General features: G+C 73.0%; 23 protein-coding genes and 1 pseudogene. 10 read left to right on the forward strand and 14 right to left on the reverse strand.

What is annotated here, in order from left to right; translation table 11 throughout:
* Positions 1 to 153 precede the first annotated feature (153 nt).
* Positions 154 to 1152, reverse strand: coding sequence for an aldo/keto reductase (locus ACQPZG_RS19480; protein ID WP_433547007.1), 999 nt, complete (start codon positions 1150 to 1152; stop codon positions 154 to 156).
* A 74-nt stretch (positions 1153 to 1226) separates the two neighbouring features.
* Positions 1227 to 1553: pseudogene (locus ACQPZG_RS19485) on the reverse strand (MarR family winged helix-turn-helix transcriptional regulator); the annotation flags it as partial.
* Positions 1554 to 1657: 104 nt separating this feature from the next.
* Here ACQPZG_RS19485 and ACQPZG_RS19490 point away from each other — a divergent pair.
* A complete protein-coding gene (locus ACQPZG_RS19490) occupies positions 1658 to 2818 on the forward strand; it encodes an alpha/beta hydrolase family protein (protein WP_433547008.1) in 1161 nt (386 codons plus the stop codon).
* 355 nt (positions 2819 to 3173) lie between these two features.
* Here the strand turns inward: ACQPZG_RS19490 and ACQPZG_RS19495 are convergent, their stop codons facing one another.
* Complete coding sequence (locus ACQPZG_RS19495; RefSeq protein WP_433547009.1) at positions 3174 to 3671, reverse strand: peptidylprolyl isomerase; 498 nt, start codon at positions 3669 to 3671, stop codon at positions 3174 to 3176.
* Positions 3672 to 4040: 369 nt separating this feature from the next.
* On the opposite strand from ACQPZG_RS19495, the gene ACQPZG_RS19500 reads away from it, so the two are divergent.
* Positions 4041 to 4316, forward strand: coding sequence for a DUF6199 family natural product biosynthesis protein (locus ACQPZG_RS19500; protein WP_433547010.1), 276 nt, complete (start codon positions 4041 to 4043; stop codon positions 4314 to 4316).
* Positions 4317 to 4333: 17 nt separating this feature from the next.
* Here ACQPZG_RS19500 and ACQPZG_RS19505 read toward each other — a convergent pair whose 3' ends face one another.
* Entirely contained in the window at positions 4334 to 4540 is a 207-nt protein-coding gene (locus ACQPZG_RS19505; protein ID WP_433547011.1) for a hypothetical protein, read from the reverse strand.
* Positions 4527 to 5225, reverse strand: coding sequence for a GDSL-type esterase/lipase family protein (locus ACQPZG_RS19510; RefSeq protein WP_433547012.1), 699 nt, complete (start codon positions 5223 to 5225; stop codon positions 4527 to 4529). Before ACQPZG_RS19510 ends, ACQPZG_RS19505 begins: the two co-directional genes overlap by 14 nt.
* A gap of 59 nt (positions 5226 to 5284) precedes the next feature.
* Here ACQPZG_RS19510 and ACQPZG_RS19515 point away from each other — a divergent pair, with 59 nt between their 5' ends.
* Positions 5285 to 6301, forward strand: a complete 1017-nt coding sequence (locus ACQPZG_RS19515; RefSeq protein ID WP_433547013.1) for a WD40 repeat domain-containing protein — start codon at positions 5285 to 5287, stop codon at positions 6299 to 6301.
* A 324-nt stretch (positions 6302 to 6625) separates the two neighbouring features.
* On the opposite strand, the gene ACQPZG_RS19520 is transcribed toward ACQPZG_RS19515, so the two are convergent.
* Positions 6626 to 7468 carry a TetR/AcrR family transcriptional regulator gene (locus tag ACQPZG_RS19520; protein ID WP_433547014.1) on the reverse strand — a complete coding sequence of 281 codons (843 nt, stop codon included), beginning with the start codon at positions 7466 to 7468 and terminating at the stop codon, positions 6626 to 6628.
* Between the two features lie 94 nt (positions 7469 to 7562).
* Here ACQPZG_RS19520 and ACQPZG_RS19525 point away from each other — a divergent pair, with 94 nt between their 5' ends.
* A complete protein-coding gene (locus tag ACQPZG_RS19525; protein WP_433547015.1) occupies positions 7563 to 8531 on the forward strand; it encodes an ATP-binding cassette domain-containing protein in 969 nt (322 codons plus the stop codon).
* On the forward strand, positions 8528 to 9358 hold the full coding sequence (locus ACQPZG_RS19530; RefSeq protein ID WP_433547016.1) for an ABC transporter permease: 831 nt from the start codon (positions 8528 to 8530) through the stop codon (positions 9356 to 9358). The genes ACQPZG_RS19525 and ACQPZG_RS19530 overlap by 4 nt, the downstream gene beginning before the upstream one ends.
* A gap of 3 nt (positions 9359 to 9361) precedes the next feature.
* Here the strand turns inward: ACQPZG_RS19530 and ACQPZG_RS19535 are convergent, their stop codons facing one another.
* From ACQPZG_RS19535 to ACQPZG_RS19570, 8 genes are all read right to left on the reverse strand, one after another.
* Entirely contained in the window at positions 9362 to 9979 is a 618-nt protein-coding gene (locus ACQPZG_RS19535) for a Uma2 family endonuclease (RefSeq protein WP_433547017.1), read from the reverse strand.
* A gap of 160 nt (positions 9980 to 10139) precedes the next feature.
* Positions 10140 to 11258, reverse strand: coding sequence for a phosphoserine transaminase (gene serC / locus ACQPZG_RS19540; protein ID WP_433547018.1), 1119 nt, complete (start codon positions 11256 to 11258; stop codon positions 10140 to 10142).
* A 107-nt stretch (positions 11259 to 11365) separates the two neighbouring features.
* Complete coding sequence (locus ACQPZG_RS19545) at positions 11366 to 12679, reverse strand: cytochrome P450 family protein (protein ID WP_433547019.1); 1314 nt, start codon at positions 12677 to 12679, stop codon at positions 11366 to 11368.
* Between the two features lie 187 nt (positions 12680 to 12866).
* Complete coding sequence (locus ACQPZG_RS19550; protein ID WP_433547020.1) at positions 12867 to 14150, reverse strand: cytochrome P450; 1284 nt, start codon at positions 14148 to 14150, stop codon at positions 12867 to 12869.
* On the reverse strand, positions 14147 to 14719 hold the full coding sequence (locus tag ACQPZG_RS19555) for a GTP-binding protein (protein WP_433549469.1): 573 nt from the start codon (positions 14717 to 14719) through the stop codon (positions 14147 to 14149). Before ACQPZG_RS19555 ends, ACQPZG_RS19550 begins: the two co-directional genes overlap by 4 nt.
* Positions 14720 to 14798: 79 nt before the next feature.
* Complete coding sequence (locus tag ACQPZG_RS19560) at positions 14799 to 15233, reverse strand: DUF742 domain-containing protein (protein ID WP_433547021.1); 435 nt, start codon at positions 15231 to 15233, stop codon at positions 14799 to 14801.
* Positions 15230 to 15688 carry a roadblock/LC7 domain-containing protein gene (locus ACQPZG_RS19565; RefSeq protein ID WP_433547022.1) on the reverse strand — a complete coding sequence of 153 codons (459 nt, stop codon included), beginning with the start codon at positions 15686 to 15688 and terminating at the stop codon, positions 15230 to 15232. Before ACQPZG_RS19565 ends, ACQPZG_RS19560 begins: the two co-directional genes overlap by 4 nt.
* A complete protein-coding gene (locus ACQPZG_RS19570; protein ID WP_433547023.1) occupies positions 15685 to 17427 on the reverse strand; it encodes an ATP-binding protein in 1743 nt (580 codons plus the stop codon). The genes ACQPZG_RS19565 and ACQPZG_RS19570 overlap by 4 nt, the downstream gene beginning before the upstream one ends.
* 206 nt (positions 17428 to 17633) lie before the next feature.
* Between ACQPZG_RS19570 and ACQPZG_RS19575 the strand changes: the two genes are divergently transcribed.
* From ACQPZG_RS19575 to ACQPZG_RS19595, 5 genes are all read left to right on the forward strand, one after another.
* The gene (locus ACQPZG_RS19575; RefSeq protein WP_433547024.1) at positions 17634 to 20543 is read left to right on the forward strand and encodes an FAD-binding and (Fe-S)-binding domain-containing protein; all 2910 of its coding nucleotides are present in this window, start codon (positions 17634 to 17636) and stop codon (positions 20541 to 20543) included.
* Positions 20544 to 21006: 463 nt separating this feature from the next.
* Positions 21007 to 21954, forward strand: a complete 948-nt coding sequence (locus tag ACQPZG_RS19580; RefSeq protein ID WP_433547025.1) for an EamA family transporter — start codon at positions 21007 to 21009, stop codon at positions 21952 to 21954.
* Positions 21955 to 22039: 85 nt separating this feature from the next.
* Positions 22040 to 22834, forward strand: coding sequence for a TIGR03084 family metal-binding protein (locus tag ACQPZG_RS19585; RefSeq protein ID WP_433547026.1), 795 nt, complete (start codon positions 22040 to 22042; stop codon positions 22832 to 22834).
* Positions 22831 to 24681 (forward strand): acyclic terpene utilization AtuA family protein, encoded by a 1851-nt coding sequence (locus tag ACQPZG_RS19590; protein WP_433547027.1) that lies wholly within the window; start codon positions 22831 to 22833, stop codon positions 24679 to 24681. Before ACQPZG_RS19585 ends, ACQPZG_RS19590 begins: the two co-directional genes overlap by 4 nt.
* On the forward strand, positions 24678 to 26276 hold the full coding sequence (locus ACQPZG_RS19595; protein ID WP_433547028.1) for an acyl-CoA carboxylase subunit beta: 1599 nt from the start codon (positions 24678 to 24680) through the stop codon (positions 26274 to 26276). Before ACQPZG_RS19590 ends, ACQPZG_RS19595 begins: the two co-directional genes overlap by 4 nt.

Raw genomic sequence — 26276 nt, forward strand, 5'->3', positions numbered from 1 at the left:
TGTTCCGGTTAGGCTCGGGGGGTGAATCCGAAAATCCGTAACCAGATCATGGCCGGCGTCCTCGTCCTGATGTTCGTCGTCATCGCGGTGGCGTCCCTCACGGGCAACTGACGGCCCGCGCCCCCACCCGCACCCACGTCCCCCCTCCCGGGGCTACCAGGCGAACGCCTCCGGCGAAGGCCCCGGCCCGGGGAAGATCTCGTCGAGTTCCGTCAGCACCTCCGCCGGAAGCTCCAGTTCGATCGCGCGCAGCGCGGACGCGAGCTGGTCGGCCGTGCGCGGGCCGACGATCGGTCCGGTGACGCCCGGACGCGTCAGCAGCCAGGCCAGGGCCGCCTCGCCGGGCGCGATCCCGTGCTTGTCGAGCAGGTCCTCGTAACGCTGGACCTGCCCCCGCACGGCCGGGTCTGCCAGCATCTCGGCGGACCGGCCGGACGTCGAACGCGCCCCGCCGCCCTCGCGCTCCTTCCTGATCGCGCCGCCGAGCAGCCCGCCGTGCAGCGGCGACCACGGGATGATGCCGAGTCCGTACTCCTGGGCGGCCGGGACGACCTCCATCTCGGCGCGGCGCTCCGCCAGGTTGTACAGGCACTGCTCGCTGACCAGCCCGTACGAGCCGAGGCGTCGTGCGGTCTCGTTGGCACGGGCGATGTGCCAGCCGGCGAAGTTCGAGGAACCCGCGTACAGGATCTTGCCCTGCTGGACGAGTACGTCGACGGCCTGCCAGATCTCCTCGAAGGGGGTCGACCGGTCGACGTGGTGGAACTGGTACACGTCGATGTAGTCGGTCCCCAGCCGTCGCAGGCTGGCCTCCACCGAGCGGCGGATGTTGACCGCCGAGAGCTTGTCGTGGTTGGGCCACGGGTCCTCGCCGTCGCCCGCCATGTTGGCGTACACCTTCGTGCCGAGGACCACCTTGTCGCGCCGGCCGCCGCCCTGGGCGAACCACGACCCGATGATCTCTTCCGTACGGCCCTTGTTGTTGCCCCAGCCGTAGGCGTTCGCGGTGTCGAAGAAGTTGACGCCCGCCCCGAGGGCGGCGTCCATGATCGTGTGGCTGTCGGCCTCGTCGGTCTGCGGCCCGAAGTTCATCGTGCCGAGGACGAGACGGCTGACCTTGAGTCCGGTGCGTCCGAGCTGTGTGTACTTCATGACAGCCAAGCCAACGCCTTCGAGCGCGCTCGATGCAAGGGGGCGTGGCCTCCCGCGTGACCGCTCGGAAGGGCCTACCCGCCCAGCCAGCCCGCCGTGTCCAGCCGGAAGCGGTCCGCCGGAGGGACCACCGTGCGCAGGGCGGACTCCAGGTCCCGCACCCGCTCCGGGCCCAGCGTCCGGGCCCATTCGGAGCGGAGCGCGTCGAAGACGGCGGCCGAGCGGGTCAGGGCGTCGAGGCCGTGCGGGGTGAGGCGGACGAGCTTGCGGCGTGCGTCGGACGGATCGGGGGAGGCGGTGGCGTAACCGAGGGCGACGAGGCGGTCGGCGGTCTTGCCGGCGGCCTGTTTGGAGACGCCGAGGCGGCGGCCGAGTTCGCTGGCCGTGGTTCCGTTCGGCCCGTCCGACCGTCCCGTGGAACACGGGGCGCCCCCGAAAGAAGTAGGGGCGAGGACCTGACTTTCGGCAGGGGCGGAGAGGGGTCTGTTCCCCGTACGTTCGGGGCATGAACCGAAACCGGCGTCTCGTCGCCTCCGCAGCAGCTCTGGTCACCCTCGTCCTCGGCGCGTCCGCCGTCCCGACGGGTGCCGCCGCTGCCGTCGAACCGGGCCCGAAGGTGGCCTCCTCCGCGACTGCCCCACTGCGGCTCCCGGCCCCGACGGGTGCGTTCGCGGTCGGCCGCCAGGAACTTCACCTCGTCGACCGGAGCCGGACCGACGCCTGGGTGCCGTCCGCCGGGGCCCGCGAGCTGATGGTCTCCCTGTACTACCCGGCACGGCCGGGCACCGGGTCCGCCGTCTCCCCGTACCTGAAGGTGCAGGAGGCGCAGGCCCTGCTGGACGGGTTGGGGTACGCGAAAGTGATCGCCGCCGAGGAGCTCGCTGAAACGCAGGTCAACTCACGGGTACAGGCGCGGCCCTTGGGCGGCAAGCGCCCGCTCGTCCTGCTCTCGCCCGGGTTCACCCTGCACCGGGCCACGCTCACCGTCCTCGCCGAGGAGCTCGCAGGCCGGGGGTACGTGGTCGCGGTCATGGACCACGCCTACGAATCGTTCGGCACGGAGTTCCCCGGCGGGCGCACGCTCGGGTTGCACGCCCCGCTGACGAAGGACGTGCCCGAGGTGCGGGCCGCCGACGCCTCCTTCGTGATCGACCGGCTGCTCGACCGGCGCGGACCGTTCGCCGGGATCATCGACCGGCGGCGGATCGGCATGGGCGGGCACTCCATCGGCGGCAGCAGCTCCGCCGTCGCGATGGCGCGGGACTCGCGCATCAAGGCCGGGGTGAACATGGACGGCGGGTTCAAGGACGCGAATCCGGGCGCGGGGATGAACGGGCGGCCCTTCCTGCTGCTCGGCACCGAGGCCAACCTCCGCCCCGGCGCCGGCAGCCATGAGGAGTGGCTCAAGGCGTGGGCGGGGCTGGACGGCTGGAAGAGGTGGCTGGCGGTTGCCGAATCCGGGCACTTCTCCTTCAACGACGTCCCCGTGCTGGGTGGGCAACGGGGTCTGGTCAGCCCGCAGGCGCCCCTTCCCGGGAAGCGCGGCGCCGAGATCACCCGGGACTACGTCGGGGCCTTCTTCGACCGCCACCTCAAGGGCGAGCGGGAGCCCCTGCTGGACGGCCCCACGGCCGCGAACCCGGAGGTCTCCTTCCACCGGCCGTAAGCTCCCGCCGGACCGCCGGACCGCCGGACCGCCGGACCCGCCGGACCCGCCGGAAGCCGCCCGCCGAACCCGCCCCCACCCGCCCGTGTCCAGAGTGGGGCGGGAGCGGGAGCGGGAGCGGGAAGGGGAGGGGAGGGGAGGGGAGGGCAGGGGCGCGTCTCCCCGGCGAGCCCGCGGGAGACGGAGCCCACGAGTGACGAGCCCGCAGGAGACGAGCCGCGTGGGACGAGCCACGAGTGGCGAGCCGCGCGGGACGAGTACGGGGGAAGCGCGGGGGTGGCATGCCGCAAGGCCCGGCGTCACGGATCGCGTGACGCCGGGCCTTGCGGGTGGTGCGTGGTGCCGGAGCTGCTGCTCAGAGCTGGCCGGAGGACGCGATGGTGATCTTCGCGGAGGTGCGGCCGCTCTGCGAGCCCAGCGACTCGATCTTCTTGACGAGCTGCATGCTCTGCTCGTCGGCGACCTCGCCGAACACGACGTGCTTGCCGTCGAGCCAGCCGGTGACGATCGTCGTGATGAAGAACTGCGAGCCGTTGGTGTTCTTGCCCGCGTTGGCCATCGACAGCAGGCCCGGCTTGGTGTGCTTGAGCTGGAAGTTCTCGTCGGCGAACTTCTCGCCGTAGATGCTCTTGCCGCCGGTGCCGTCGCCGCGCGTGAAGTCGCCGCCCTGGAGCATGAAGTCCGGGATGACGCGGTGGAAGCCGGAACCGGCGTAGCCGAAGCCCTGCTCGCCCGTGCACAGGGCGCGGAAGTTCTCGACCGTCTTCGGGACGACGTCCTCGAAGAGGTTGAAGGTGATACGGCCCGCGGGCTCGTCGTTGATGGTGATGTCGAAGTACGTCTGGATTGCCATGGGGGCAATCCTGACACCTGGAGGGCGCGAGCGCCCAACCGGGCCATGGATGAGCGGGTCGGCACAGGGACGGCTGAAGGGCGGGCGGGGGATCGGGAGGGCTCCGTACGGAGGCTGCGGCGAGCGGGACCGCTGTCCGGGGGTGGGCGGGGGCGGCGTGGGAAACGTCTCGCTCGCTCGTGTCACCGAGGCATTCCGCGGAGTGGGAGCTGTACGGGGCGCGCGCTCCTCGGCGGGGATCGGTGCGTGACGGCGGCGCGGCCGGGGGCGGCCATCCCTCCGGTACCCGCTGAGCAACGGGACCTCAACTACCTTCCCTGGTCGAAGAGTTGCGCGCATGCCTGACGAGGGTCGGGGTAGCGGGCCGCCATGGGAGAACGGACGGTGGGGGACGTGGTGATGGCGGCGAACGACGGGTCCCCGCCCGTCGTGACCTGGGTGATCATGACGTTTCTGCTGGCGATGGGGCTGACGCAGACGTTCCGGCCGCAACTGCTGTGGCGCATGAACCGGTCGCTCCAGCGGCCCTTCGTGCAGAACGCGGACGCGTCCGAGCCGAACCGGGCGGGGTACGCGTTGCAGCGGGCGATCGGGGTGTTCTTCCTCGGCATGTGGGGGTACATGCTGTTCGTCGTTCTGACCTGACCGGAACGCCCCGATGCTCAGCGGCGGTGCGGGCCCGTCCGGTCCGGGTCGTCCTGTGCGGTGGGGAGGGGGCGGTAGCCCTCCGAGTAGTGGTTGGTCCAGCCGCAGACGCCGCAGGCGTAACGGCCGTCGAGACCCGCTATCTCCGTGCCGCAACGGCGGCAGTTGGTGTAGGTGATCTCGGGTGGGGCGGGGGTGATTCCCGGTGACTTACGCGAACTCATGATGGAGGGAGTATGCGCCACCCAGGTCCCACGCCTGGTGCATCGAGTCCGCGAAGGCCGCGGCGAGTTTGTGTTCCCCGGTCGGTCCGGGATGGGTGCCGTCGTACGTGTCGGTGCGGATGTCGTACGTGGGGTGGGGGGTGGCCAGGACGAGGGGGGAGCGTGCTTCGTCGCGGTCGGCGACCGTCTTGGCGAGGAGTTCGTTGAAGCGTGCGCACTCGGCGGCGAACGGGGCGTCGCGTTCGGCCCGGATGTTGGGGATGACGGGGTGGACGGCGATGCGGACGTACGGGTTCGCGGCGCGGGCCTCGGTGAGGAAGAGGTCGAGGTTGGCGGCGGTCTGCGTGGCGTTCGTATAGAAACCGAGGTCGATGAGGCCGAGGGAGACGAGCACGGTGTCCGCGCCGGACGCGGTGACGGCCGCACGGATCGCCGGGGCCATGTGCAGCCAGCCCTCCCCCCAGCCGGCGAGGTGGCGGCGGGCGGGAGCCGGGAAGTCCTCGGCGCCGTACGCGTGGGAGGTGGGGGCGGCGGACGCCGGGTCGTACAGCGCGCTGCGCGGGCCGACGATCCGGTACGCGCCGTGCAGGGTCGCTTCCAGGTGCTGCCACATGCGGTAGCGCCAGGTGAAGTCGCCGGGACAGCCGATGGTCATGGAGTCGCCGACGAAGAGGAAGCTGCGCATCCGATCATCATCGGGGATGCGGTGCGGGCGGTGCACCGTGATGCTGAACACTTGGGTTCATGCGCTCTTCTCGTACGTGTGTCGTCCTGGCCGCCGCAGCACTGGGGGCCGTTTCCGTGTCCGCGCCGGTCGCGCTCGCCGACGACGGCGAGGGGTTCACGATCAAGGATCTGCGGATCACGGAGTCCAGCGGGCTGGCGGCGAGCCGGGCGCATCCGGGCGTGTACTGGACGCACAACGACCAGGACGGGCCGTACGTCTACGCGGTCGACGGCAGGAGCGGCGAGACGGTCGCGCGGATCACCATGCGGGGGGTCGGGAAGCCGCGCGACATGGAAGCGATCTCGGTGGGGCCCGACGGCGCGGTGTACGTGGGGGACATCGGGGACAACCGGGGAGGCACGTGGAGTCACGTCTGGATCTACCGGTTCCCCGAGCCGAAGGTGCTGAAGGACCGGACGGTCGACGCGTCCCAGTACGTCGTGAAGTACGCGGACGGAGCGCGCGACGCGGAGGCGCTGATGGTGCATCCGACCACGGGGCGGGTCTACATCGGCAGCAAGGACCAGGGCGGGGGCGGCCTGTACGAGGGCCCGGCGCGGCTGTCGACGGAAGGGACGAACGTCTTCCGGAAGGTCGCGGACGTGCCGTGGGTGACGGACGGGGCGTTCTCCCCCGACGGGAGGGAACTCGTGCTGCGCTCCTACCTCGGGGCGGAGAGCTTCGCCTGGAAGGACGGGGGCCGCGGCCTCGGCGAGGGGCGGTCGCTGAACATCGGCTACCGGGGGCAGTCGGAGTCGGTGACGTTCGCCCTGGACGGCAAGTCCTTGCTGTTCGGCGCGGAGGGGGTGCGGAGCGCGGTGACGCGGCTGGCGGTGCAGGGGGCGCCGGGCAGCGGCGGCGCGGGGGCCTCCGGCGGCTCGTCGGGCAGCACCAGCCCCGGCCCGTCGGGCGGCCCCGACTCCGCCGCGGGCGGGCGGGGCCCGGCAGGGAACGGGGTGACCGCACTGGTGGTGATCGGAGCGGCGGTGCTGCTGTGGGCGGGACTGCGAGGCAGGCGGAAGCGGGGGGCGTAGGGACGGGAGTGCACGTCGGGTGGGGGGCCGCCTAGGAGGCTGGCGGACGTAGTGCGGTGGCCTGCCGCCCAACGGGGCGCGCGGGACGGGGAGCCCTCCAGCCCGTCCGGCGAGTAAGGACGCGCGGCGGAGCCGTGCAGGGGTCCGGGGCGTAGCCCCGTTCCCGGACCGCAACCAAGGCCGGGCCCTGCGGCGAGCAGTTACGGGAAGGGGCGGGGAGGGGCAAGCGCCGCAGGCAACCGCACCCCCATCCGCTCGCAGCGCGCGATCCGCTCCCGCCCGCGTCCCCTGCCCCGCGCCCGCCGCAAGCGTCCCGCCCCGCCCCTATCCCTCCTTCGCCCCTCTGCCCGCCACCCGTACCTCGAAGCCGTCCAGTATCCGCCCCAGCCCGAACTCGAAGTGGTCGAACTCGAAGGTGAAGGCGTCGTGCGCCAGTCCCGCCATCACCGGGTACTTCCCACTCGCCATGGCCCGTTCCAGGTAGGGCTGTTGGCCCTCCCAGAACGACTCGTGGTCGATCCCGGTCTCCTCCACCGCCTCCGTCGCCTCGACCTCCAGGCGGGCGATGCCGGTGGCGAAACTGTGGAGGGCGATGATGACCGAGATCAGCTCGGGGTCGGTGAAACCGGTCATGCCGCGCAGCCCGGCCAGGGACACCTCCAGACTGTGCAGGGACCGCGGGCCGAGCAGGGCCCGGCTCTGGTTGACCCGCAGCAGCCAGGGGTGGCGGCGGTGCAGGTCGAGGGTGCCCCTGGCGATGAGTGCGGCGGCCTCGCGCCAGTCCTTCGCCGCCCCCGGGTCGTGGAGTTCGACGCCCTCGCCCTGGACGTGGTCGAGCATCAGGTCGAGGAGTTCCGTCTTGCCGGGCACGTACCGGTAGAGCGACATCGTGCCGGTGCCGAGCTCGGTCGCGAGCCGGCGCATCGAGAGGGTGTCCAGGCCCTCCGCGTCGGCGATCCGGACGGCCGTCTCCACGATCCGGTCGAGCGACAGGCCCCGCTTCGGGCCCCGGGCCGGGCGTTCCCCCGTCCCCCAGAGGAGTTCGAGGCTGGGGCGGAGGTTCGCCTTCCGCGCCGCGGCGACCTCGTGCGTCCCTTCGGCGTCGCCGGTCGGCTCGGTCGCTCCCGACGTGTCGGTCCTGTCGGTCCTGCCGGTCCTGTCACTCATGGCGTCACCTTAGTTCCCGTCGGTTCGGCAAAACTGAGTACGCTGTACTCGAATTTGGGTACGCTGTACTCAGTTCGACGGGAAGGGGAACGTCGTGAGCGACGACGGGTATGCGGTGCACGCCGAGGGCCTCCGCAAGGTGTACGGCGGGAAGCCGGCGCTGGACGGCTTCGGCATGAGGATCCGCCGGGGCACGGTCCACGGTCTGCTGGGGCCGAACGGGGCGGGCAAGACCACGGCGGTACGGGCCCTGGCGACCCTGCTCACCCTGGACGGCGGCCGGGCGCGGGTCGCCGGGCTGGACGTGCAGCGGCAGGCGAGGAAGGTGCGGGAGCGGATCGGCCTGACCGGTCAGTACGCGGCCGTGGACGAGGTGCTGACGGGGCGGCAGAACCTGGAGATGTTCGGGCGGCTGTTCCACCTCGGAGGCCGGCGGGCCAAGGTGCGGGCCGGTGAGCTGCTGGAGCGGTTCGACCTCGTCGAGGCGGCGGACAAGGGCGCGGGCTCGTACAGCGGCGGCATGCGGCGGCGGCTCGACCTCGCCGCTTCCATGATCCTGGCTCCGGACGTGCTGTTCCTGGACGAACCGACGACGGGCCTCGACCCGCGCGGCCGGGGCGAGGTCTGGGAAGCGGTACGGAATCTGGTGGCCGGCGGCACGACCGTACTGCTGACCACGCAGTACCTGGAGGAGGCCGACCGGCTGGCCTCCCGGATCACCGTCATCGACCAGGGCCGGGCCATCGCCGAGGACACGCCCGACGGGCTGAAGAACCGGGTCGGCGGCGACCGTATCGAGGTCGTCGCGGAACAGTCGGCAGACCTTCCGGCGGTGCTGAAGGCGGTCGCCGCCGTGGCGGATGTCGCGCCGGAGTGCGTGGAGGCGGAACGCAGGGTGCACGGGCAGGTGGCCGACCGGGTCGCGGCGCTGACGGAGGTGGCGGCGGCCTTGCAGGACCAGGGGATCGCGGTGGAGGACATCGGGTTGCGCAGGCCGAGCCTGGACGACGTGTTCATGCGGCTGACCGGGCACCGTACGGAGAAGGCGGAGGTGGCGGCATGAGCGTCGTGGAACTTGGCCCGCGGAGCGGGGCGTCCGGCGGCCGGCTGCGCTGGGCGGTCGCCGACGGGTGGAACGTGGCTCGTCGCAGCCTCACCCACTACCAGCGCCAACCCTCGCTCATCCTGTGGCAGTTGGGTTTCCCGATCGTCTCCGTGCTGCTGTACGGCTTCGTCTTCGGGGCGGCCATGGTGGTACCGGGCGGGGGCGACTACAAGGAGTTCCTGATGCCGGGGATGTTCGCCTCGACGATGGCGTTCGGCTTCATGGCCACGACCATGTCGATGGTGAACGACGCGTCCAAGGGGGTCATCGACCGGTTCCGCTCGATGCCGATGTCGACGTCGGCGGTCGCGACGGGGCGCGGACTCGCCGACCTCGTCATCGCCGTGGCGGAGCTGACGATCCTGGCGGCGACGGCGCTGGCGATGGGCTGGCGGGCAGGCGGGAGCCTGCTGGAAACCCTGGGTGCGTTCGGCCTGCTCCTGCTGCTGCGGTTCAGTCTGATCTGGGTGGGGGTGTGGCTGGGACTGCTGATTCCCACGCCGGAGGGGGCGGGCGGGCTCTACGGGGTGGCGTTCCCGCTGACGATGATCTCGTCGATCTTCGTGGCGCCGTCGCTGATGCCGGACTGGCTCGGGACGATAGCGGCCTGGAACCCGGTGTCGTCGACGGTGACGGCGGCCCGTGAGCTGTTCGGCAACCCGGTGGCCAGCGGCGGGAGTTGGGTCGAGGAGAACGCACTGACGATGGCGGTGGTGTGGCCGCTGATCGTGACGGCGGCGTTCCTGCCGCTGGCGGTGCGCAGGTTCCAGGGGTTGAGCAGGTAGGGGTCAGTCGCGGGGCTTGCGGTGGCCTGCCTTGAGGATGTCGTCGACGTCGAGGGCGAGGCGGGCGCCGATGGACTCGGGGAGGGGCGCCTGCTGGCCGGAGGCGTAGACCTGGTGGTGGGCGTAGTCGCCGGCCACCGGGCCGGTCAGGACGTGGACCCGGTTGTGCTTGCGGTTGACGATCACGTAGACGGGGACGTTCGCGTCGGCGTAGGCGGCCACCTTGGCCTTCAGGTCCTGGTTGTAGTTGCTGGAGGTGACCTCCAGGACCAGGCGGAAGGCGACGGGGTCGTAGCAGTTGTTCTCGATGAGGTGGTCGTCGATGTCGGCGTCCGCCACGACGAGGTCGGGGATGACGTAGTCGTCTGTTCCGGTCGGCAGCCACAGGCCGACGCCCTGGAGAACCTTGGAATCCCTACTGTGCAGTCCCGCCGCGAGAAACGGAATCATGAGTTCCGTCAGCACGTTGGCGTGGGCGGCGTCCGGGGGCGGGGTCACGGTGAGGAGGCCTCCGATGATCTCGACGCGGTAGCCGGGAAGCTGCTCCATGAGGGCGTTCGCCTCTTCGAGCAGAGAATCCGGGCCGCCGTCACAGGGGTGCTCGACTGCTGCGGCAGACATTGCGGGCCTCCTGGTGGGCTGGTGTCGAGAGCATCATGGTAGGCCGGGACGATCCGATGTGTCCTGGACGGCGGTGTTCACTCCGGTGAGTGAACACCGAGGGCCCCGGCGCGCTGGTGCGTGCGCGTCGGGGCCCTCGGCTTCGTGCGGCGGGAAGTGCCTACAGCTGGCCGATCACGTAGTCGATGCAGGCGGTGAGTGCCTGTACGTCCGCCGGGTCGATCGCCGGGAACATCGCCACCCGCAGCTGGTTGCGGCCCAGCTTGCGGTACGGCTCGGTGTCGACGATGCCGTTCGCGCGCAGCACCTTGGCGATCGCCGCCGCGTCGATGCCGTCCGCGAAGTCGATCGTGCCGATGACCTGCGAGCGCTTCGCCGGGTCGGTGACGAACGGGGACGCGTACGCGGAGGTCTCCGCCCAGGAGTAGAGGGCGTCCGAGGAGGCCCCGGTGCGCTTGACCGCCCAGTCCAGGCCGCCCTGCTTGTTGAGCCAGGTCAGCTGCTCGTTCAGGAGGAAGAGCGTGGAGAGGGCGGGGGTGTTGTACGTCTGGTTCTTGAGCGAGTTGTCGATCGCGGTGGGGAGCGAGAAGAACTCCGGGACGTGCCGGCCGGACGCGTGGATGCGGGCCGCGCGCTCCAGGGCCGCCGGGGAGAACGCCGCCAGCCACAGGCCGCCGTCCGCCGCGAAGGACTTCTGCGGGGCGAAGTAGTAGACGTCGGTCTCGGTGATGTCGACAGGGAGACCGCCGGCGCCCGAGGTGGCGTCCACCAGGACCAGGGAGCCCTCGTCCGCGCCCGCCACCCGCTCGATGGGGGCGGCGACACCGGTGGAGGTCTCGTTGTGGGTGTACGCGTAGACGTCGACGCCCGCCTCCGCCTTCGGCTCCGGGTGGGTGCCCGGGTCGGAGGCGATCACGGTCGGGTCGGCCAGCCACGGGGCCTGCTTGGCGGCCTTCGCGAACTTCGACGAGAACTCGCCGAAGGACAGGTGCTGGGACTTGTTCTCGATCAGGCCGTGGGTGGCGACGTCCCAGAAGGCCGTCGAGCCGCCGTTGCCGAGGACGACCTCGTACCCCTCGGGGAGGGAGAACAGGTCGCGGATGCCGTCCCGTACCGAACCGACCAGGTTCTTGACGGGGGCCTGGCGGTGGGACGTACCCATGAGTGAAGTGCCGGTGGCGGCAAGGGCGTCGAGCGCCTCCGTCCGCACCTTGGAGGGGCCCGCGCCGAAACGGCCGTCGGCGGGCTTGATGTCAGCGGGAATCCGGATCTCAGCCACGAGCCGGAGCGTAGCCGCTTCCGGGGGGCGGATGGGACACCCGTCCGGCGGATGAGACGACTGCCACTCCGGCTCGTGCTGTGCGTTCCTCCGGGCGGAGGTGCTGGTCAGACCTGCTTGCCCAGCCGGACCGGGACGTCGACGAGATCGTTCTGGGTGACCACGGGCTTGTTGCGCAGCTCGGACGCGGGCACCGCGAGGGTCAGGTCCGGGAAGCGCGCGTACAGCGCGGGCAGGGCGACGGCGGCCTCCAGGCGGGACAGCGCGGCGCCGGGGCAGACGTGCGGGCCGTGGCCGAAGGCGATGTGCTTGACGCTGTCGCGGGTGATGTCGAAGTCCTCCGCGGTCTCGCCGTGCACCCGCTCGTCGCGGCCGATCGCGCCGAAGGAGACGATCAGCGCCTCGCCCTTGGGCAGGACGGTGTCGCCGACCGGGATGTCCTCGGTGGCGTACCGGAACAGGACGTGCGAGGTGGGGGTGGACCAGCGCAGGGTCTCCTCGACGACGTTCTCCCACGGAACCTCGCCGGAGAGGACCATGGCGCGCTGCTCCGGGTGGCTCTCCAGGCCGATGACGGCCTGGAGGAGCAGGCTGATCGTGGTCTCGTGACCGGCGATGATCATCACCTTGATGGTGTTGAGGAGTTCCTCCTCGGTGAGCCGGTCGCCCTCCTCGCCCGCCTGGAGGAGCGCGCTGGTCAGGTCGTCGGCGGGGTGGGCCCGCTTCTCCTCCAGCACGGCGGTGAAGACCTCGTCGATCTCCGCCATGATCCGGGGCATCTCGCCGGGCTCGGTCTCGCTGGAGAAGAACCGGTCGAAGACCTCCTTCATGCGCGGTCCGTCGACGCCCTCGACGCCCATCAGCGCGGTGACCACCTTCATGGGCAGCGGCTGGGCGAACTCGGCCTTCAGGTCGACGACTTCGTCGGCTCCGTGCGTGGCCAGGCCGTCCAGCAGGGTGTTCGTCAGGTCCTCGATGCTGCCGCGCAGCCGCTCCACCCGCCGCACGGTCAGCGCCTGCGCCACCAGGCTGCGCAGCCGGCGGTGCTCGGGGCCGTCGACGGTGAGCATCGAGCGGCCCGGGTTGGCGAGGCCGATCAGCGGCCAGTCCATCGGGATCTCGCCGCGCTGCCAGGCGTTCCAGTGGTCGATGTCCTTCACCAGGCGCGAATCGGTGAGGAGCTGGCGTGCCTCGGTGTGGTGGGTGACGGCGTAGCACCGCACGCCGCCGAGGAGCTCCACCTGCGCGAGGGGGCCGGCGGCGCGCAGCCGGGCGCCCTCGCCGACGAGGTCCCGGACGTACGGGTCCAGGACGATCGTCCCGGCGTCCGGGGCTCCGGTGGCCCCGGTGTACGGGCAGGACTGCGGGGCGGCGTCCGGGGTGGACGCGGCGGTCGTGTTCGTGTCCGGTGCGGTGGTCATCCGTGGCCTCCGTGGGCAGGTGTGGGCGTGGGCGCCGGTGAGGGCGTGAGCGTCACCGGGCGGGCATCGTCGGGTACGTGGGGGTCACCGTGGGGGGTCGGCGGGAGCGGGCGTCGTGGTGGGCGGGCGTCACCCGGGGTGTGGGGGCGCGGGCGTCACCCGGGGGTCGGCGGTGCGGGCGGGTCCGTCACAGGGCGAGCGCGGGTGTCGGCGTGAACGTCACCGGCAGCGCGGACAGGCCGCGCAGCCAGGGGGAGGGCCGGCGGACGAGCGCGTCGGCGGGGACGGCCAGGTCGATGTCCGGGAGCCGGTCGAGCAGGACCTCCACCGCGGTACGGGCGATGACCTCGGCGGTCTCCTGGGCGGGGAACGGGCAGCGGTGCTCGCCGTGGCCGAAGGAGAGGAACGCGTTGTTGCCGCCGGTCAGCACGGAGGCGTCCGTACGGACCTGGGGGTCGCCGTTGGCGGCTGCCAGGCCGAGCAGCAGGAGGTCTCCGGCGGCGACGGCCCGGCCGCCGAGGCGGGTGTCGCGGGCGGCCCAGCGGCCGGCCACGTTCTGGCTGGGGGTGTCCTCCCAGAGGACCTCGTTCATGGCTTCGGCGACGCTGTGCCGGCCGCCGGACAGGGAGGCCGTGAAGCGGTCGTCGGTGAGCATCAGACGCAGCGTGTTGCCGATCCAGTCGGCGGTCGGCTGGTGGCCCGCCGCCATCATCACCATCAGGTCCTGGAGGACGTCCTCGGTGTCGAAGCCGTCGGGGCCCGAGGCGTCGGCGTCGGCCAGCATCCGGGACGCCACGTCCTGGCCCGGCACCGTCCGCTTGGCGTCCAGGAGTTCGGTGACGGTGCGGACGACGTGCTGCTGGCCGGCGAGGGCGCGTTCCCGGCCGTCGATCATGTCGTTGAGCGCGGTGACGAGGCCCGGCCCCTGGGTGTCGGGGATGCCGTAGATCTTCGCCAGTACGCGGACGGGCAGCAGCATCGCGTACTGGCTGACGATGTCGGTCTCGCCCCGGGTGCAGAACGTGTCGATCAGGCCGTCCGCGAACTGCTCGGCGTACCGCTTGAGTTCGAAGGGATCGACGGCCTCCAGGGCGTCGCTGACCATCCGGGCGCGGCGGGTGTGGCGTTCGCCGACCGTGTAGAGGATCGACGGCTGCCGGCGGCCGATCATGGGGAGCAGCGGCCAGTCGGCGGGCACCCGCTCCCACTGGTTCCACAGTTCGGAGTCGCGGGAGAAGAGCACCGGGTCGGAGGTGACCTGGTGCAGTTCGCGGTAGCCGACGACCAGCCAGGCCGGGAGGCCGCCCGGCAGGGTGACCGGGACGACCGGGCCGTGCTCGCGGCGCATCTCGCGGTAGAGGGCGACCGGATCGGTCTGGAAGCGGGGCCCGGACAGGGGGACGGCCGTCTCGGCGAAGGCGTCCGCCTCGGACGGGGCGTGCGCCGGGCAGCCCGGGGGTGGTGTGGTCACTGGGCGCTCTCCCGGGCCGTGGTCGACAGTGCGTACAGGTGCTCGACGAGGGTGATCAGCACGTACTTGGCGGACGTGCGGTCACGGGCGTCGCAGGTGACCATCGGCACGTGGTCGGGCAGGTCGAGCGCCTCGCGGACCTGGGCGTCGGTGTGGTTGTCGTCGCCGAAGTCGTTGCGGGCGACGACGAACGGAGTGCCGTGGTGCTCCAGCCGGTCGATCGCGTACCAGGAGTCGGCGAGCCGGCGGGTGTCGACGAGGACGACCGCACCGAGAGTGCCGGAGAAGAGGCGGTCCCAGAGGAACCAGAAGCGTTCCTGGCCGGGCGCCCCGAACAGGTAGAGGACCGTGCGCGCGTCGACGGATATGCGGCCGAAGTCGAAGGCGACGGTGGTCGAGGACTTGGTGCTGACCTCGCTGAGGTCGTCGATGGCCTCGCCCGCGCGGGTCATCGTCTCCTCGGTGTTGAGGGGCCGGATCTCGCTGACGGAGCGGACCAGGGTGGTCTTGCCGACGCCGAAGCCGCCGACGATGACGATCTTGAGTCCGTTGTCGGCGGTGCGGGACAGGCGGGGGCCGCCCGTACGGTCCGGGGCCTGGCGGGGGGCCGGGACCTGTGCCTGCTCTTGTGCCTGACCGGTCGTCGCGTCAGAGGTTGCGGAGGCCAACGAGCACCTGCTCCAGGAGTTCGGGTTCGGGGAGTTGGGCGGATTCCGGGGCGGAACGCGGGTGACGGGCGCTGATGCGGCCCGTGTCGAGCAGGTCGGCGAGGAGGATGCGGGTGATGCCGACCGGCAGGCCGAGCTCGGCGGCGATCTCCACGACGGCGATCGGGTAGTCGCACATCCGCAGGATCGCCGCGTGCTCGGACTGCATGCCGGGCGTCGGGTCGCACTCCGCGACGACCAGCGTCACCAGGTCGAACGCGTCGGAGTGGGCGCGGCTGCGGCCCCCGGTGACGGTGTAGAGCCGGTCGGGGGAGTCGTCGCGGCCGGGGCGGGGGGCCTTGCGGTGCGCGGGTCGCCCCGGCTGCCCCGTGGAGGTCCTTCGGTCCGGTGCGCCCGGAGTGCCGGGCGCACTCATGCGGGAAGGGTGCTGTCGGCGTCCTTGCCCGTGGTGCCGCGTGCGGTGTGCGTGTCGCCGGTGCGCGGTTCGGCGCTCAGGTGCTCGCCGAGCTGCTCGATGAGTTCGCTCATGTTGTGGCCGATCAGGCCGACGTCGGAGTCCTCGTCGGCGACGACCGCGAGATGTGCGCCCGCGCCCGCCTCGACGATGAACAGGATGCCGCCGTAGAACTCGGCCATCGCCTGCCGCACTCCGCCGCTGCCGTCGCCGAACTCGATCGACGCGCCGTGCGTCAGGCTCTGGATGCCGGCGGCGATGGCGGCCAGCTGGTCGGCCTGGTCGACGGAGAGCTCGGGGGTGCGGCAGAGTTTCAGGCCGTCCCGGGACAGGACCAGGGCGTGCCGGGCGCCGGGGGTGCGTTCCAGCAGGCTCTCCAGCAGCCAGTTGAGCTTCTCGTCGGTGGTGGCGCTCATCGGTTGTCGTTGCCTTCCGGGTGCGGGGCGGTGCTGCGGGGGGTCTTCGGGGCGGGGTCCTGCGGGGCGTCCTGGTCCTGGCCCTGGACTGCCTTGCGGAACGTGCTGAAGCGGTTGGTCGCGGCCCGGCGTTCGGCGGGCCGCGAGGCGGGCCTGGCCGGTGCGTCCGGTCCCTGGGGGTGCGCGGCGGCCAGGGTCCGGCCGCGACGCCGCTGGGGCAGGCCGCTGTCGCCGAACCGGGGGAGGTTGCCGGTGGTGTCGGACGCGGTGGTCCGGGGTGCGGGAGGCTCGGTGGAGGCGGACCCGGAGGACTCGGCGGGGAGCGCGGCGCGGGCCCCGGCACGGGTCTCGGCGGGGAGCGCGGCGCGGGGCGCGGGCGGCTGCTCGGCGCGTGCGTGGTCGGGGAGGGCCTCCCGGTCCCGTACGGGGAGGGCCAGGTCGTCCCGGGCGGCAGGGGAGGCGAGGCCGTCGCGCACGGCGGGCAGGCCGTGGTCGCGGTCGTCGCGCACGGCAAAGTGGCCGCGGTCCTCGCGTACCGGCGGGAGGTCCTCCCGTACGGGAGCCGCCGGGAGGGGGGCGGGGGCCGCGTGCTCGCGCCCGGCGCCGGTCGTGGGCGCCGGAAGGCGGGTCGAGCCGGTGTCGTGCCGCGGGGCGGGGGTGCCGGGCTGCGGCTGCTGGGTGAGGAGTTCCTGCGGGAGCAGCATCAGTGCGCCGGTGCCGCCGCGGGCGGAGGGCCGGAAGGAGACCTTGAGGCCGTGCTTGCGGGCCAGGCAGCCGACGACCGCGAGGCCCAGCCGGGTGCCCGACAGGCCCGTCAGGTCGAGCGGTTCGGACGACGACACGGCGCGCTCGGCGCGGCGCAGCTGCACGTCGCTCATCACGAGTCCGCTGTCCTCGACGGTGATGATGAGGCCGGCCGGGACCTCCTCCACGTAGACGTGCACCTCGGCCGTGGGCGGCGAGAAGTTCGCCGCGTTGTCGAGGAGTTCGGCGAGTGCGTGCATGACGCCCTCGGCGGCGTGACCGGCGACCGCGGTCTGGCTCGTGGAGTGCAGCCGGACGCGCTGGTAGCCGTTGATGCGGCCCATCGCCCCGCGCAGCACGGACTCCATCACGATCGGTTTCGCCCACCGGCGGCCGGAGCGCGCGCCGGTCAGGATGGCGATGCTGTCCGCGAGACGTCCTGCCTGGGCGGTGCGGTGGTCCAGGTGCAGCAGGTCGGCGAGCACGTCCTCGTCCGCGTGCCGGTGCTCCATCTCGCGCAGGTCGGCGAGCATGCTCGTCGACAGCGCCTGCATGCGGCCCGCCGCGTTCGCGCACGCGGACATCGCCGCCGCGCGGGACGCCTCGCCGCGGCCGACCTCGGTGGCCAGCGCGGTGAGCAGGGCTCGCGCGTTGTCGTCGGCTGCCTCGCCCAGGGAACGGGTGGTCTCGGCGAGGGCGGTGCCGGTCGACTCGCCGGAGCGCAGCCGCCCGACGAGGCCGGGAACGGTCTCGTGGGCGAACCGGCGGGCGTCGTCGTCCCTGCGGGCGAGCGCGTCGCGCAGGGCGCGCACCTGCCCGCCGGCGTAGGTGGCGGCGGTGACGGCGGCGGTCAGCAGGACGGCCGCCAGGCCCCCGCCCCAGGCCAGCGGGGACCGCACCTGTTCGGGGGCGGCGAGCACCGCCCACAGGAGCAGCAGGCCGCTGAGGACCGCCGTGATCGACAGGGCGAGTGCGGACGCTCGACGCGTGGACATGGCGAGGGGCCTCTTGAGGGGGCGAGGGAGAAAGGTGCGGGGGAGGAGTGCGCAGGGGGGATCGGAAGCGGGAAATCCGCCAGAAGGCGTGCTCACTATAAGAGAGTTGATGATCAGTTGGGAAAGTTCTTGTTCGTATTCCCGATAAATGCGAGGGACAAGTCGTCCGACTTCGACCGATACACCGCACCGTGCATTCTGGTTTCATGGCTGAACAGCGGCGCGAGACGACCGAGTTGGCAACCGGACCCACCTCCGCCCTCGCGGCGGACCTCAGGGCGGCCGTCCGCGGAGAGGTGTCCTTCGACGCCGCAGCCCGCGCCCTGATGACGATGGACGCCTCCAACTACCGGCGGGTCCCGCTGGGCGTCGTCGCGCCGCGCGACCCCGACGACGTCGCCGCCGCCCTCGCCGTCTGCCGGGCCCACGGCGTGCCCGTCGTCCCGCGCGGCGGCGGCACCTCCCTCGCGGGCCAGGCGACCGGCACGGGCGTCGTCCTGGACACCACGCGGCACCTGCGGCAGATCCTCGACCTCGACCCCGGCTCCCGTACGGCGCTGGTCCGCCCCGGCGTCGTGCTCGACGACCTGCGGGCGGCGGCGGCCCCGCACGGGCTCACCTTCGGCCCCGACCCGTCCACCCACAGCCGCTGCACCCTCGGCGGCATGATCGGGAACAACTCCTGCGGAGCGCATTCGGTCGCCTGGGGCACCACCGCCGACCAGGTGCGCACACTGAATGTCCTGACATACGGCGGCGAGGAACTGCATCTGTCGCGCGGCGGCTGGGACAGCGTGCCCGCAGCGCTGCGGCCGGGCCTGCGGCCCCTCGTCGAGCAGAGCCTCGCCCTGCTGCGGACGGGATTCCCCGCACTTCCGCGCCGCATCTCCGGGTACGCGCTCGACGCACTCCTCCCGGAGAACGGCGTCGACCTCGCCCGCGCCTTCTGCGGCAGCGAAGGCACCCTCGGCGTCGTCACCGAAGCCGTCGTCTCGCTGGTGGCGGCGCCACGCGCGCGTGCCCTCGCCGTACTGGGCTATCCGGACGAGAGCGCCGCGGCCGAGGCGGCGTGCGGCGTCCTCGCGCACGGGCCGCTGACGGTGGAGGGCATGGCCGCCGATCTCGTACCGGAGCAGCAGCGGGCACTGCTGCCGCGCGGCGCGGCCTGGCTGTTCGTCGAGACGGGCGGGGACAGCCCGGCCGAGGCGCGGGCACGGGCCCAGGAGATCGTCCGGGGCTGTTCGGACGCGGTGGACGGCGTGGTGATCGCGGACGCGGCGGGACAGCGTGCCCTGTGGCGCGTCCGGGAGGACGCCAGCGGGACGGCGACCCGGATGCCGGACGGCGCAAGCACCTCCCGGCCGGCCGGGACGGGCGCCGGGACGGGCGACGGGAGCGGCGTCGGGAGCGGCGTCGGGCTCGGGGGCGAGGCGTGGCCGGGGTGGGAGGACTGCGCGGTGCCGCCCGCCCGGCTCGGGGCGTACCTGCGCGACTTCCGGGCGCTGCTCACCGCCCACGGGCTGCGCGGGACGCCGTACGGGCACTTCGGCGACGGCTGCATCCACGTGCGCATCGACTTCGACTTCCTGAGCGCCGAGGGGGTCGGCCGGTTCCGGCGCTTCTCGGAGGAGCTCGCGGACGTGGTCGTCGCCCACGGCGGCTCGCTGTCCGGCGAGCACGGCGACGGGCAGGCGCGCGCCGAACTGCTCCCGAAGATGTACGGGGAGGAACTGGTCGCCCTGTTCGGCGCGTACAAGGACGTCTGGGACCCGGCGGCCGGCATGAACCCCGGCATGCTCGCCCGGCCCGCCCGCCTCGACGAGAACCTCCGCTTCGCGGTCCTGCCGAAGCGTCCCGTCACGGACGTCGCCTTCGGCTACCCGCACGACGGAGGCGACTTCTCGGCCGCCGTACGCCGCTGCGTGGGCGTCGCCAAGTGCCGTACGGAGGAGACCGGGACGGGGGTGATGTGCCCTTCGTACCGGGTGACCGGCGAGGAGCGGCACTCCACGCGCGGGCGGGCGCGCCTGCTGCACGAGATGCTCGCCGGCGAGGTCGTCACCCGGGGGTGGCGGTCACCGGAGGTGAAGGACGCACTCGACCTGTGCCTGTCCTGCAAGGGGTGCCGCAGCGACTGCCCGGTGGGCGTCGACATGGCCACCTACAAGGCGGAGTTCCTGCACCACCACTACGCGGGGCGGCTGCGCCCGGCCTCGCACTACGCGCTGGGGCGGCTGCCGCAGTGGCTGCGCCTGGCGTCCCCGCTCGCCGGACCGCTCAACGCCGCGGCGGGCGTGGGGGTGCTGGCGGCGGTCGCCAAACGGGCCGCCGGGATCGCTCCGGAACGTGCTGTCCCGCCGCTCGCACGGGAGCGCTTCCGCACGTGGGCGCGCCACCGGCCCCGCACCCCGCTGCCCCTCTCCGCGCCCGCCGTCACCCTCTGGCCGGACACCTTCACCGAGCACCTCACCCCGTCGGTGGGCATCGCGGCGGTACGGGTCCTGGAAGCGGCCGGCCTGCGGGTGGGCCTCCCCGCGACGGGCCTGTGCTGCGGTCTGACGTACGTCTCGACGGGACAGCTGGACCGGGCCAGGACGGTGCTGCGGCGCACGGTGCGGTCGGTGCCGCTCGACCGCCCGCTGGTCGTACTCGAACCGAGCTGTGCGGCGGCCCTGAAGAGCGACCTGCCGGAGCTGCTGGGCGACGACCCGCGCGCCGCGCGCCTCGCCGCGAAGGTCAGGACGTTCGCACAGGCCCTGGAGGAGTGCGCGCCCGACTGGCGGCCCCCCGTGCTGAACCGGCCGGTGGCGGGCCAGACCCACTGCCACCAGCACGCGGTGCTGGGCGACGCGGCGGAACGCCGGCTGCGCGAGCGGGCCGGGCTGGCGGGACAGCTGTCCGGGGGCTGCTGCGGCCTGGCGGGGAACTTCGGCTTCGAGAGGGGGCACTACGAGGTGTCCCGCGCGTGCGCGGAGGAACAGTTGCTGCCGGCGGTACGGGAGCTGGCGGACGGGGGCGAGGTGCTGGCGGACGGGTACTCGTGCCGGACGCAGCTGGAGCAGCTGGAGGGAGTCCGGGCCCGGCACCTCGCGGAGGTGCTGGCGGAGGGCTTGTGACGGCTGCGGTCGGGTGGTGCGGGGCGGATCCGGGCGGGCGGTGCGGTGCGGGGCGGTGCGGGGCGGATCCCAGAGGCCGGTGCGGGGCGGAGTCGGTCGGCCGGTGCAGGGAGTGTCCGGTCGGCCGGTGCGGGGCGGGTCCCGGCGGCCGGTGCGGCGCGGGTCTGGTGGGCGGCGCGGCGCGGCTGCGGTCGGCCGGTGCGGGGCGGGTCCGGTCGGGCAGTGCGGGTCGGATTCGGGCGGTGCGGGTCGGATTCGGGCGGTGCGGTGCGGCTGCGGTCGGCCGGTGCGGTGCGGATCCCGGCAGCCGGTGCGGCGCGTATCCGGGCGGCCGGTGCGGCGCGGATTCGGTCGGGCGGCGGCTGCGCGCAGCACGCGGCATCCACATACTGGAATGCGCGGACCGTGCCATGCCCCCGTGCCATCATGGAAGTACAGTCCATTGAGCGCGAGGTGCACCACAGTGAACGAGGTCGAGCCCCGGGCCCAGCCCGTCCCCGCCCCCCTCATCGACGCGGAGGCGGGCGCCGCCGCAGGCGCGGCCCGGGGTCGCGGCCGGGCGAACGGCCTGGGTCCGGTGGCCCTGGTCGTCGCGGGCGGCCTCTCCGTCCAGTTCGGGTCCGCCCTCGCCGTCCTGATCATGCCCAGGACCGGCGCCCTCGGCGTCGTCAGTCTCCGGCTGGCCGTCGCCGCCGTCGTGATGCTGCTGGTGTGCAGGCCCCGCGTCCGCGGCTACAGCCGCCGCGACTGGGGCACGATCCTCGCCTTCGGTCTGGCCATGGGCGGCATGAACACGCTCTTCTACCAGGCCAGTGACCGCATCCCGCTGGGCGCCGCCGTCACCCTCGAAGTGCTCGGCCCGCTCGCGCTGTCCGTCCTCGCGTCCCGGCAGTGGATCAGTGTGCTGTGGGCGGGGCTGGCGCTCGGCGGGGTGGGACTGCTCGGTGCCGCAGGGTTCGGCGGGCTCGACCCGGTCGGGGCCGCGTTCGCGCTCTCCGCGGGCGCCTGCTGGGCCGCGTACATCGTCTTCAGTGCGAAGACCGGCCGCCGCTTCCCGCAGGCCGACGGCCTCGCCCTCGCGATGGCCGTGGCCGCCCTGCTCAGCCTGCCCCTGGGAGTGGTCGAGGCGGGCACCCGGCTGCTCGACCCGGTCACGCTCGCCCTGGGGGCGGCCGTCGCGCTGATGTCCTCCGTGCTCCCGTACACGCTCGAACTGATCGCCCTGCGCCGGATGCCCGCGCCGACCTTCGCCGTGCTGATGAGCCTGGAGCCCGCCATCGCCGCCGGTGCGGGATTCCTGATCCTGCACCAGGCCCTCTCCCTCGTCGACGCGCTGGCGATCGCCCTGGTCATCGGGGCGAGCGTGGGCGCGGTACGCAGCCAGAGCCGCCGCAAGGCGGCCCCTGCCTAGCGGGCGGCAATCCAAGCACGCTTGCTTGTTTCTCCGGGCGGTGCCATGCTCCGGGCACGCAGTTTCGCCCCGAGGGGAGCGCCACGTGTCCGAACTCGACGCCGTACTAAGCGACTTGCGCGACGAGAACGCGGAACTCGACAGCCGGGTGGGGGCCTTGACGGACGCTCAATGGCGTCTGCCGACGCCCGCGGCCGGCTGGACGATCGCCCACCAGATCGCCCACCTCGCCTGGACCGACGCCGTCGCCCTGCTCGCCGCCACCGACCCGGACGCCTTCGGCGCCGAGGCCGCGAAGGCGGAGGCCGATCCGCACGGCTTCGTCGACGAGGGCGCGGCGGAGGGCGCCGCTCTGCCGCCCGCCGAACTGCTCGGCCGCTGGCGTGCCGGACGCGACCGCCTGGGGGAGGTGCTGCGCACCGCCCCGGCCGGGGCCCGCTTCCCCTGGTACGGGCCGCCGATGGGCGTCGCCTCGATGGCCACCGCCCGCCTCATGGAGACCTGGGCGCACGGCCAGGACATCGCCGACGCGCTCGGCCTGCGACGCGAACCGACCGCCCGGCTGCGCCAGGTGGCCCGGATCGGGGTGCGGGCACGGGACTACGCGTACGCCGTACGGGGGCTGACCGCGCCCGCCGAGGAGTTCCGGGTCGAGCTGAGGGGACCGGGCGGCGAGTTGTGGGCGTACGGACCCGAGGACGCCGCCCAGCGCGTCACGGGACCCGCACTCGACTTCTGCCTGCTGGCCACCCACCGCGCCCACCGCGACGACCTGGCGCTGCGGGCCGAGGGCCCGGACGCGGACAGGTGGCTGGACATCGCCCAGGCCTTCGCCGGGCCGCCGGGGGAGGGGCGCGAACCGACGGGGTCGGCGGGATGAGCGGGCGGGGGCGGCCCGACGGCGCGGGCGGCGACGGGCAGGGTGCGGCCGAAACCGCGGGCGGCGACGGGCAGGGGAGAGCGGCCGACGGCTCGGGCGGCGACGGGCAGGGGGGAGCGGCCGAAGCCGCCGGTGCGGCCGGTGTCCGGCCGCGGGACGTCCTCCGCATCGGCAACGCCTCCGGCTTCTACGGCGACCGCTTCGACGCGCTCCGCGAGATGCTCACCGGCGGCCGGCTCGACGTCCTCACCGGCGACTACCTCGCCGAGCTGACCATGCTGATCCTCGGCCGCGACCGTCTCAAGGACCCCTCCCTGGGGTACGCCAAGACCTTTCTGCGCCAGCTGGAGGAGGGCCTCGGCCTCGCCCACGAGCGCGGCGTGAAGCTCGTCGCCAACGCGGGCGGACTCAACCCCTCCGGACTCGCGGCAGCGATACGGGAGCTGGCCGACAGGTTGGGGATTCCGGTCAAGGTCGGTCACGTACAGGGGGACGACCTGATCGGAAACGGTCAGTGGCCCACGGGGACGCTCACCGCCAACGCCTACCTCGGCGGCGCCGGGATCACCGCCTGCCTCGACGCCGGCGCGGACGTCGTCGTGACCGGCCGGGTGACGGACGCCGCGCTGGTCACCGGGCCCGCCGCGCACTGGTTCGGCTGGCCCCCCGACGCCTGGGACGCGCTCGCGGGCGCGGTCGTCGCCGGGCACGTCCTGGAGTGCGGGACGCAGGCCACCGGCGGCAACTACTCCTTCTTCGGCGCGCACGACGTACGCCGCCCCGGCTTCCCCCTCGCGGAGATCCATGCCGACGGCTCGTCCGTCGTCACCAAGCACCCCGGCACGGGCGGAGTGGTCGACACCGGCACCGTCACCGCCCAGCTCCTCTACGAGACGGGCGGGGCGCGCTACGCGGGGCCCGACGTCACGGCCCGGCTGGACACCGTGCGGCTGACGCGGGACGGGCCCGACCGGGTGCGGATCAGCGGCGTACGGGGCGAGGAGCCGCCGCCCTGCCTCAAGGTCGGGCTCACCCGGCTCGGCGGCTGGCGCAACGAGGTCGTCTTCGTCCTCACCGGCCTGAACGTCGAGGAGAAGGCGGCGCTGGTGCGGGAACAGGTCGAGGACGCGTTCGCCACGGCGGGCAGGCGCCCCGCCGAGGTGCGCTGGGAGCTGGCCCGCACCGACCGTGCGGACGCCGACAGCGAGGAGTGCGCGAGCGCGCTGCTGCGGCTCGTCGTGCGCGACACGGACGGCGAGCGGGTCGGCCGTGCGGTGAGCGGCGCGGCCGTCGAGCTGGCGCTCGGCAGCTACCCCGGCTTCCACGTCACCGCGCCGCCAGGCAGGGGCGCCCCGTACGGGGTCTTCGAGGCCCGCTCCGTGGACGCCGGAGACGTGCGGCACACGGCGGTGCTGCCGGACGGCGGCACGCGGCCGGTGCCCCCGCCGGTACGGACCCGCCCGCTCGCCGAGGTACCCGAACCGGACCTTCCGCGACCGCTTCCCGCCGGTCTGCCCCTGCGCCGCGCACCCCTCGGACTGGTCGCCGGAGCCCGCAGCGGCGACAAGGGCGGCGACGCCAACGTGGGCGTGTGGGTGCGGACCGACGACGCCTGGCGGTGGCTGGCCCACGAACTGACCGTCCAGCGCTTCCGCGCCCTCCTGCCGGAGACGGCGGCCCTGCACGTCACCCGCACCGTCCTGCCCCGCCTGCGCGCCCTCAACTTCACCGTCGCGGGACTCCTCGGCGAGGGAGTCGCCGCCCAGGCGCGCTTCGACCCGCAGGCCAAGGCGGTCGGCGAATGGCTGCGCTCCCGCCACCTCGACATCCCGGAGGTCCTCCTGTGACCGTGCTCGCCTCCGCGCTCGACACCACGAGCCCCGAGTACGCCGCCCACCGCGCCGCCATGCTCGCCAAGCTGGACGAGCTCGACGAGGCGCACGCGAAGGCCCTCGCCGGAGGAGGGGAGAAGTACCTCGAACGGCACCGGGCGCGCGGCAAGCTGCTCGTCCGGGAACGCGTCGAGCTGCTGCTCGACCCGGACACCCCGTTCCTGGAACTGTCGCCGCTCGCCGCCTGGGGGAGCGACTACCCGGTGGGCGCTTCCCTGGTGACCGGCATCGGCGTCGTCGAGGGCGTCGAGTGCCTGATCACCGCCAACGACCCGACCGTACGCGGCGGCGCCTCCAACCCCTGGACGCTGAAGAAGGCCCTGCGGGCCCACCGGATCGCGTACGAGAACCGGCTCCCGGTGATCAGCCTCGTCGAGTCCGGGGGAGCCGACCTGCCCTCCCAGAAGGAGATCTTCATCCCCGGCGGGGCGCTCTTCCGCGACCTCACGCGCCTGTCCGCCGCCGGAATCCCGACGATCGCCGTCGTGTTCGGCAACTCGACCGCCGGGGGCGCCTACGTCCCCGGGATGTCGGACCACACGGTGATGATCAAGGAGCGGTCGAAGGTCTTCCTCGGCGGCCCGCCCCTGGTGAAGATGGCCACCGGCGAGGAGAGCGACGACGAGTCGCTGGGCGGCGCCCGGATGCACGCGCGGGTGTCGGGTCTCGCCGACCACTACGCGGTCGACGAGCCGGACGCGCTGCGCCAGGCCCGCCGCATCGTCGCGCGCCTCAACCGGCGCAAGGCGCACCCGGACCCCCCGACGGCCCGGCCGCCCCGGTACGACGCGCAGGAGCTGGCGGGAATCGTCCCCGGCGACCTCAAGACGCCCTTCGACCCCCGCGAGGTGATCGCCCGTCTCGTCGACGACTCCGACTTCGACGAGTTCAAGGCGCTGTACGGGACGAGTCTGGTCACCGGCTGGGCCGCCCTGCACGGCTATCCCGTCGGCATCCTCGCCAACGCGCAGGGGGTGCTGTTCAGCGCGGAGTCGCAGAAGGCCGCCCAGTTCATCCAGCTCGCCAACCAGCGCGACATCCCCCTGGTCTTCCTGCACAACACCACCGGCTACATGGTCGGCAAGGAGTACGAGCAGGGCGGCATCATCAAGCACGGCGCGATGATGATCAACGCGGTCTCGAACTCCACGGTGCCGCACCTGTCGGTCCTGATGGGCGCCTCCTACGGGGCCGGGCACTACGGCATGTGCGGGCGCGCCTACGACCCGCGCTTCCTGTTCGCCTGGCCCAGCGCCAAGTCCGCCGTGATGGGCCCCCAGCAGCTCGCGGGCGTCCTGTCGATCGTCGCCCGCGCCTCCGCCGCCGCCAAGGGACGGCCGTACGACGACGAGGCGGACGCCGCTCTGCGCGCCATGGTGGAGCAGCAGATCGAGTCGGAGTCCCTGCCGATGTTCCTGTCCGGCCGGCTGTACGACGACGGAGTCATCGACCCGCGCGACACCCGCACCGTCCTCGGCCTGTGCCTGTCCGCGATCCACACCGCCCCCGTCGAGGGCGTGCGCGGCGGCTTCGGCGTCTTCCGGATGTGA

It is taken from the genome of Streptomyces sp. CA-294286 (genome assembly GCF_050947155.1).
Lineage (GTDB): Bacteria > Actinomycetota > Actinomycetes > Streptomycetales > Streptomycetaceae > Streptomyces.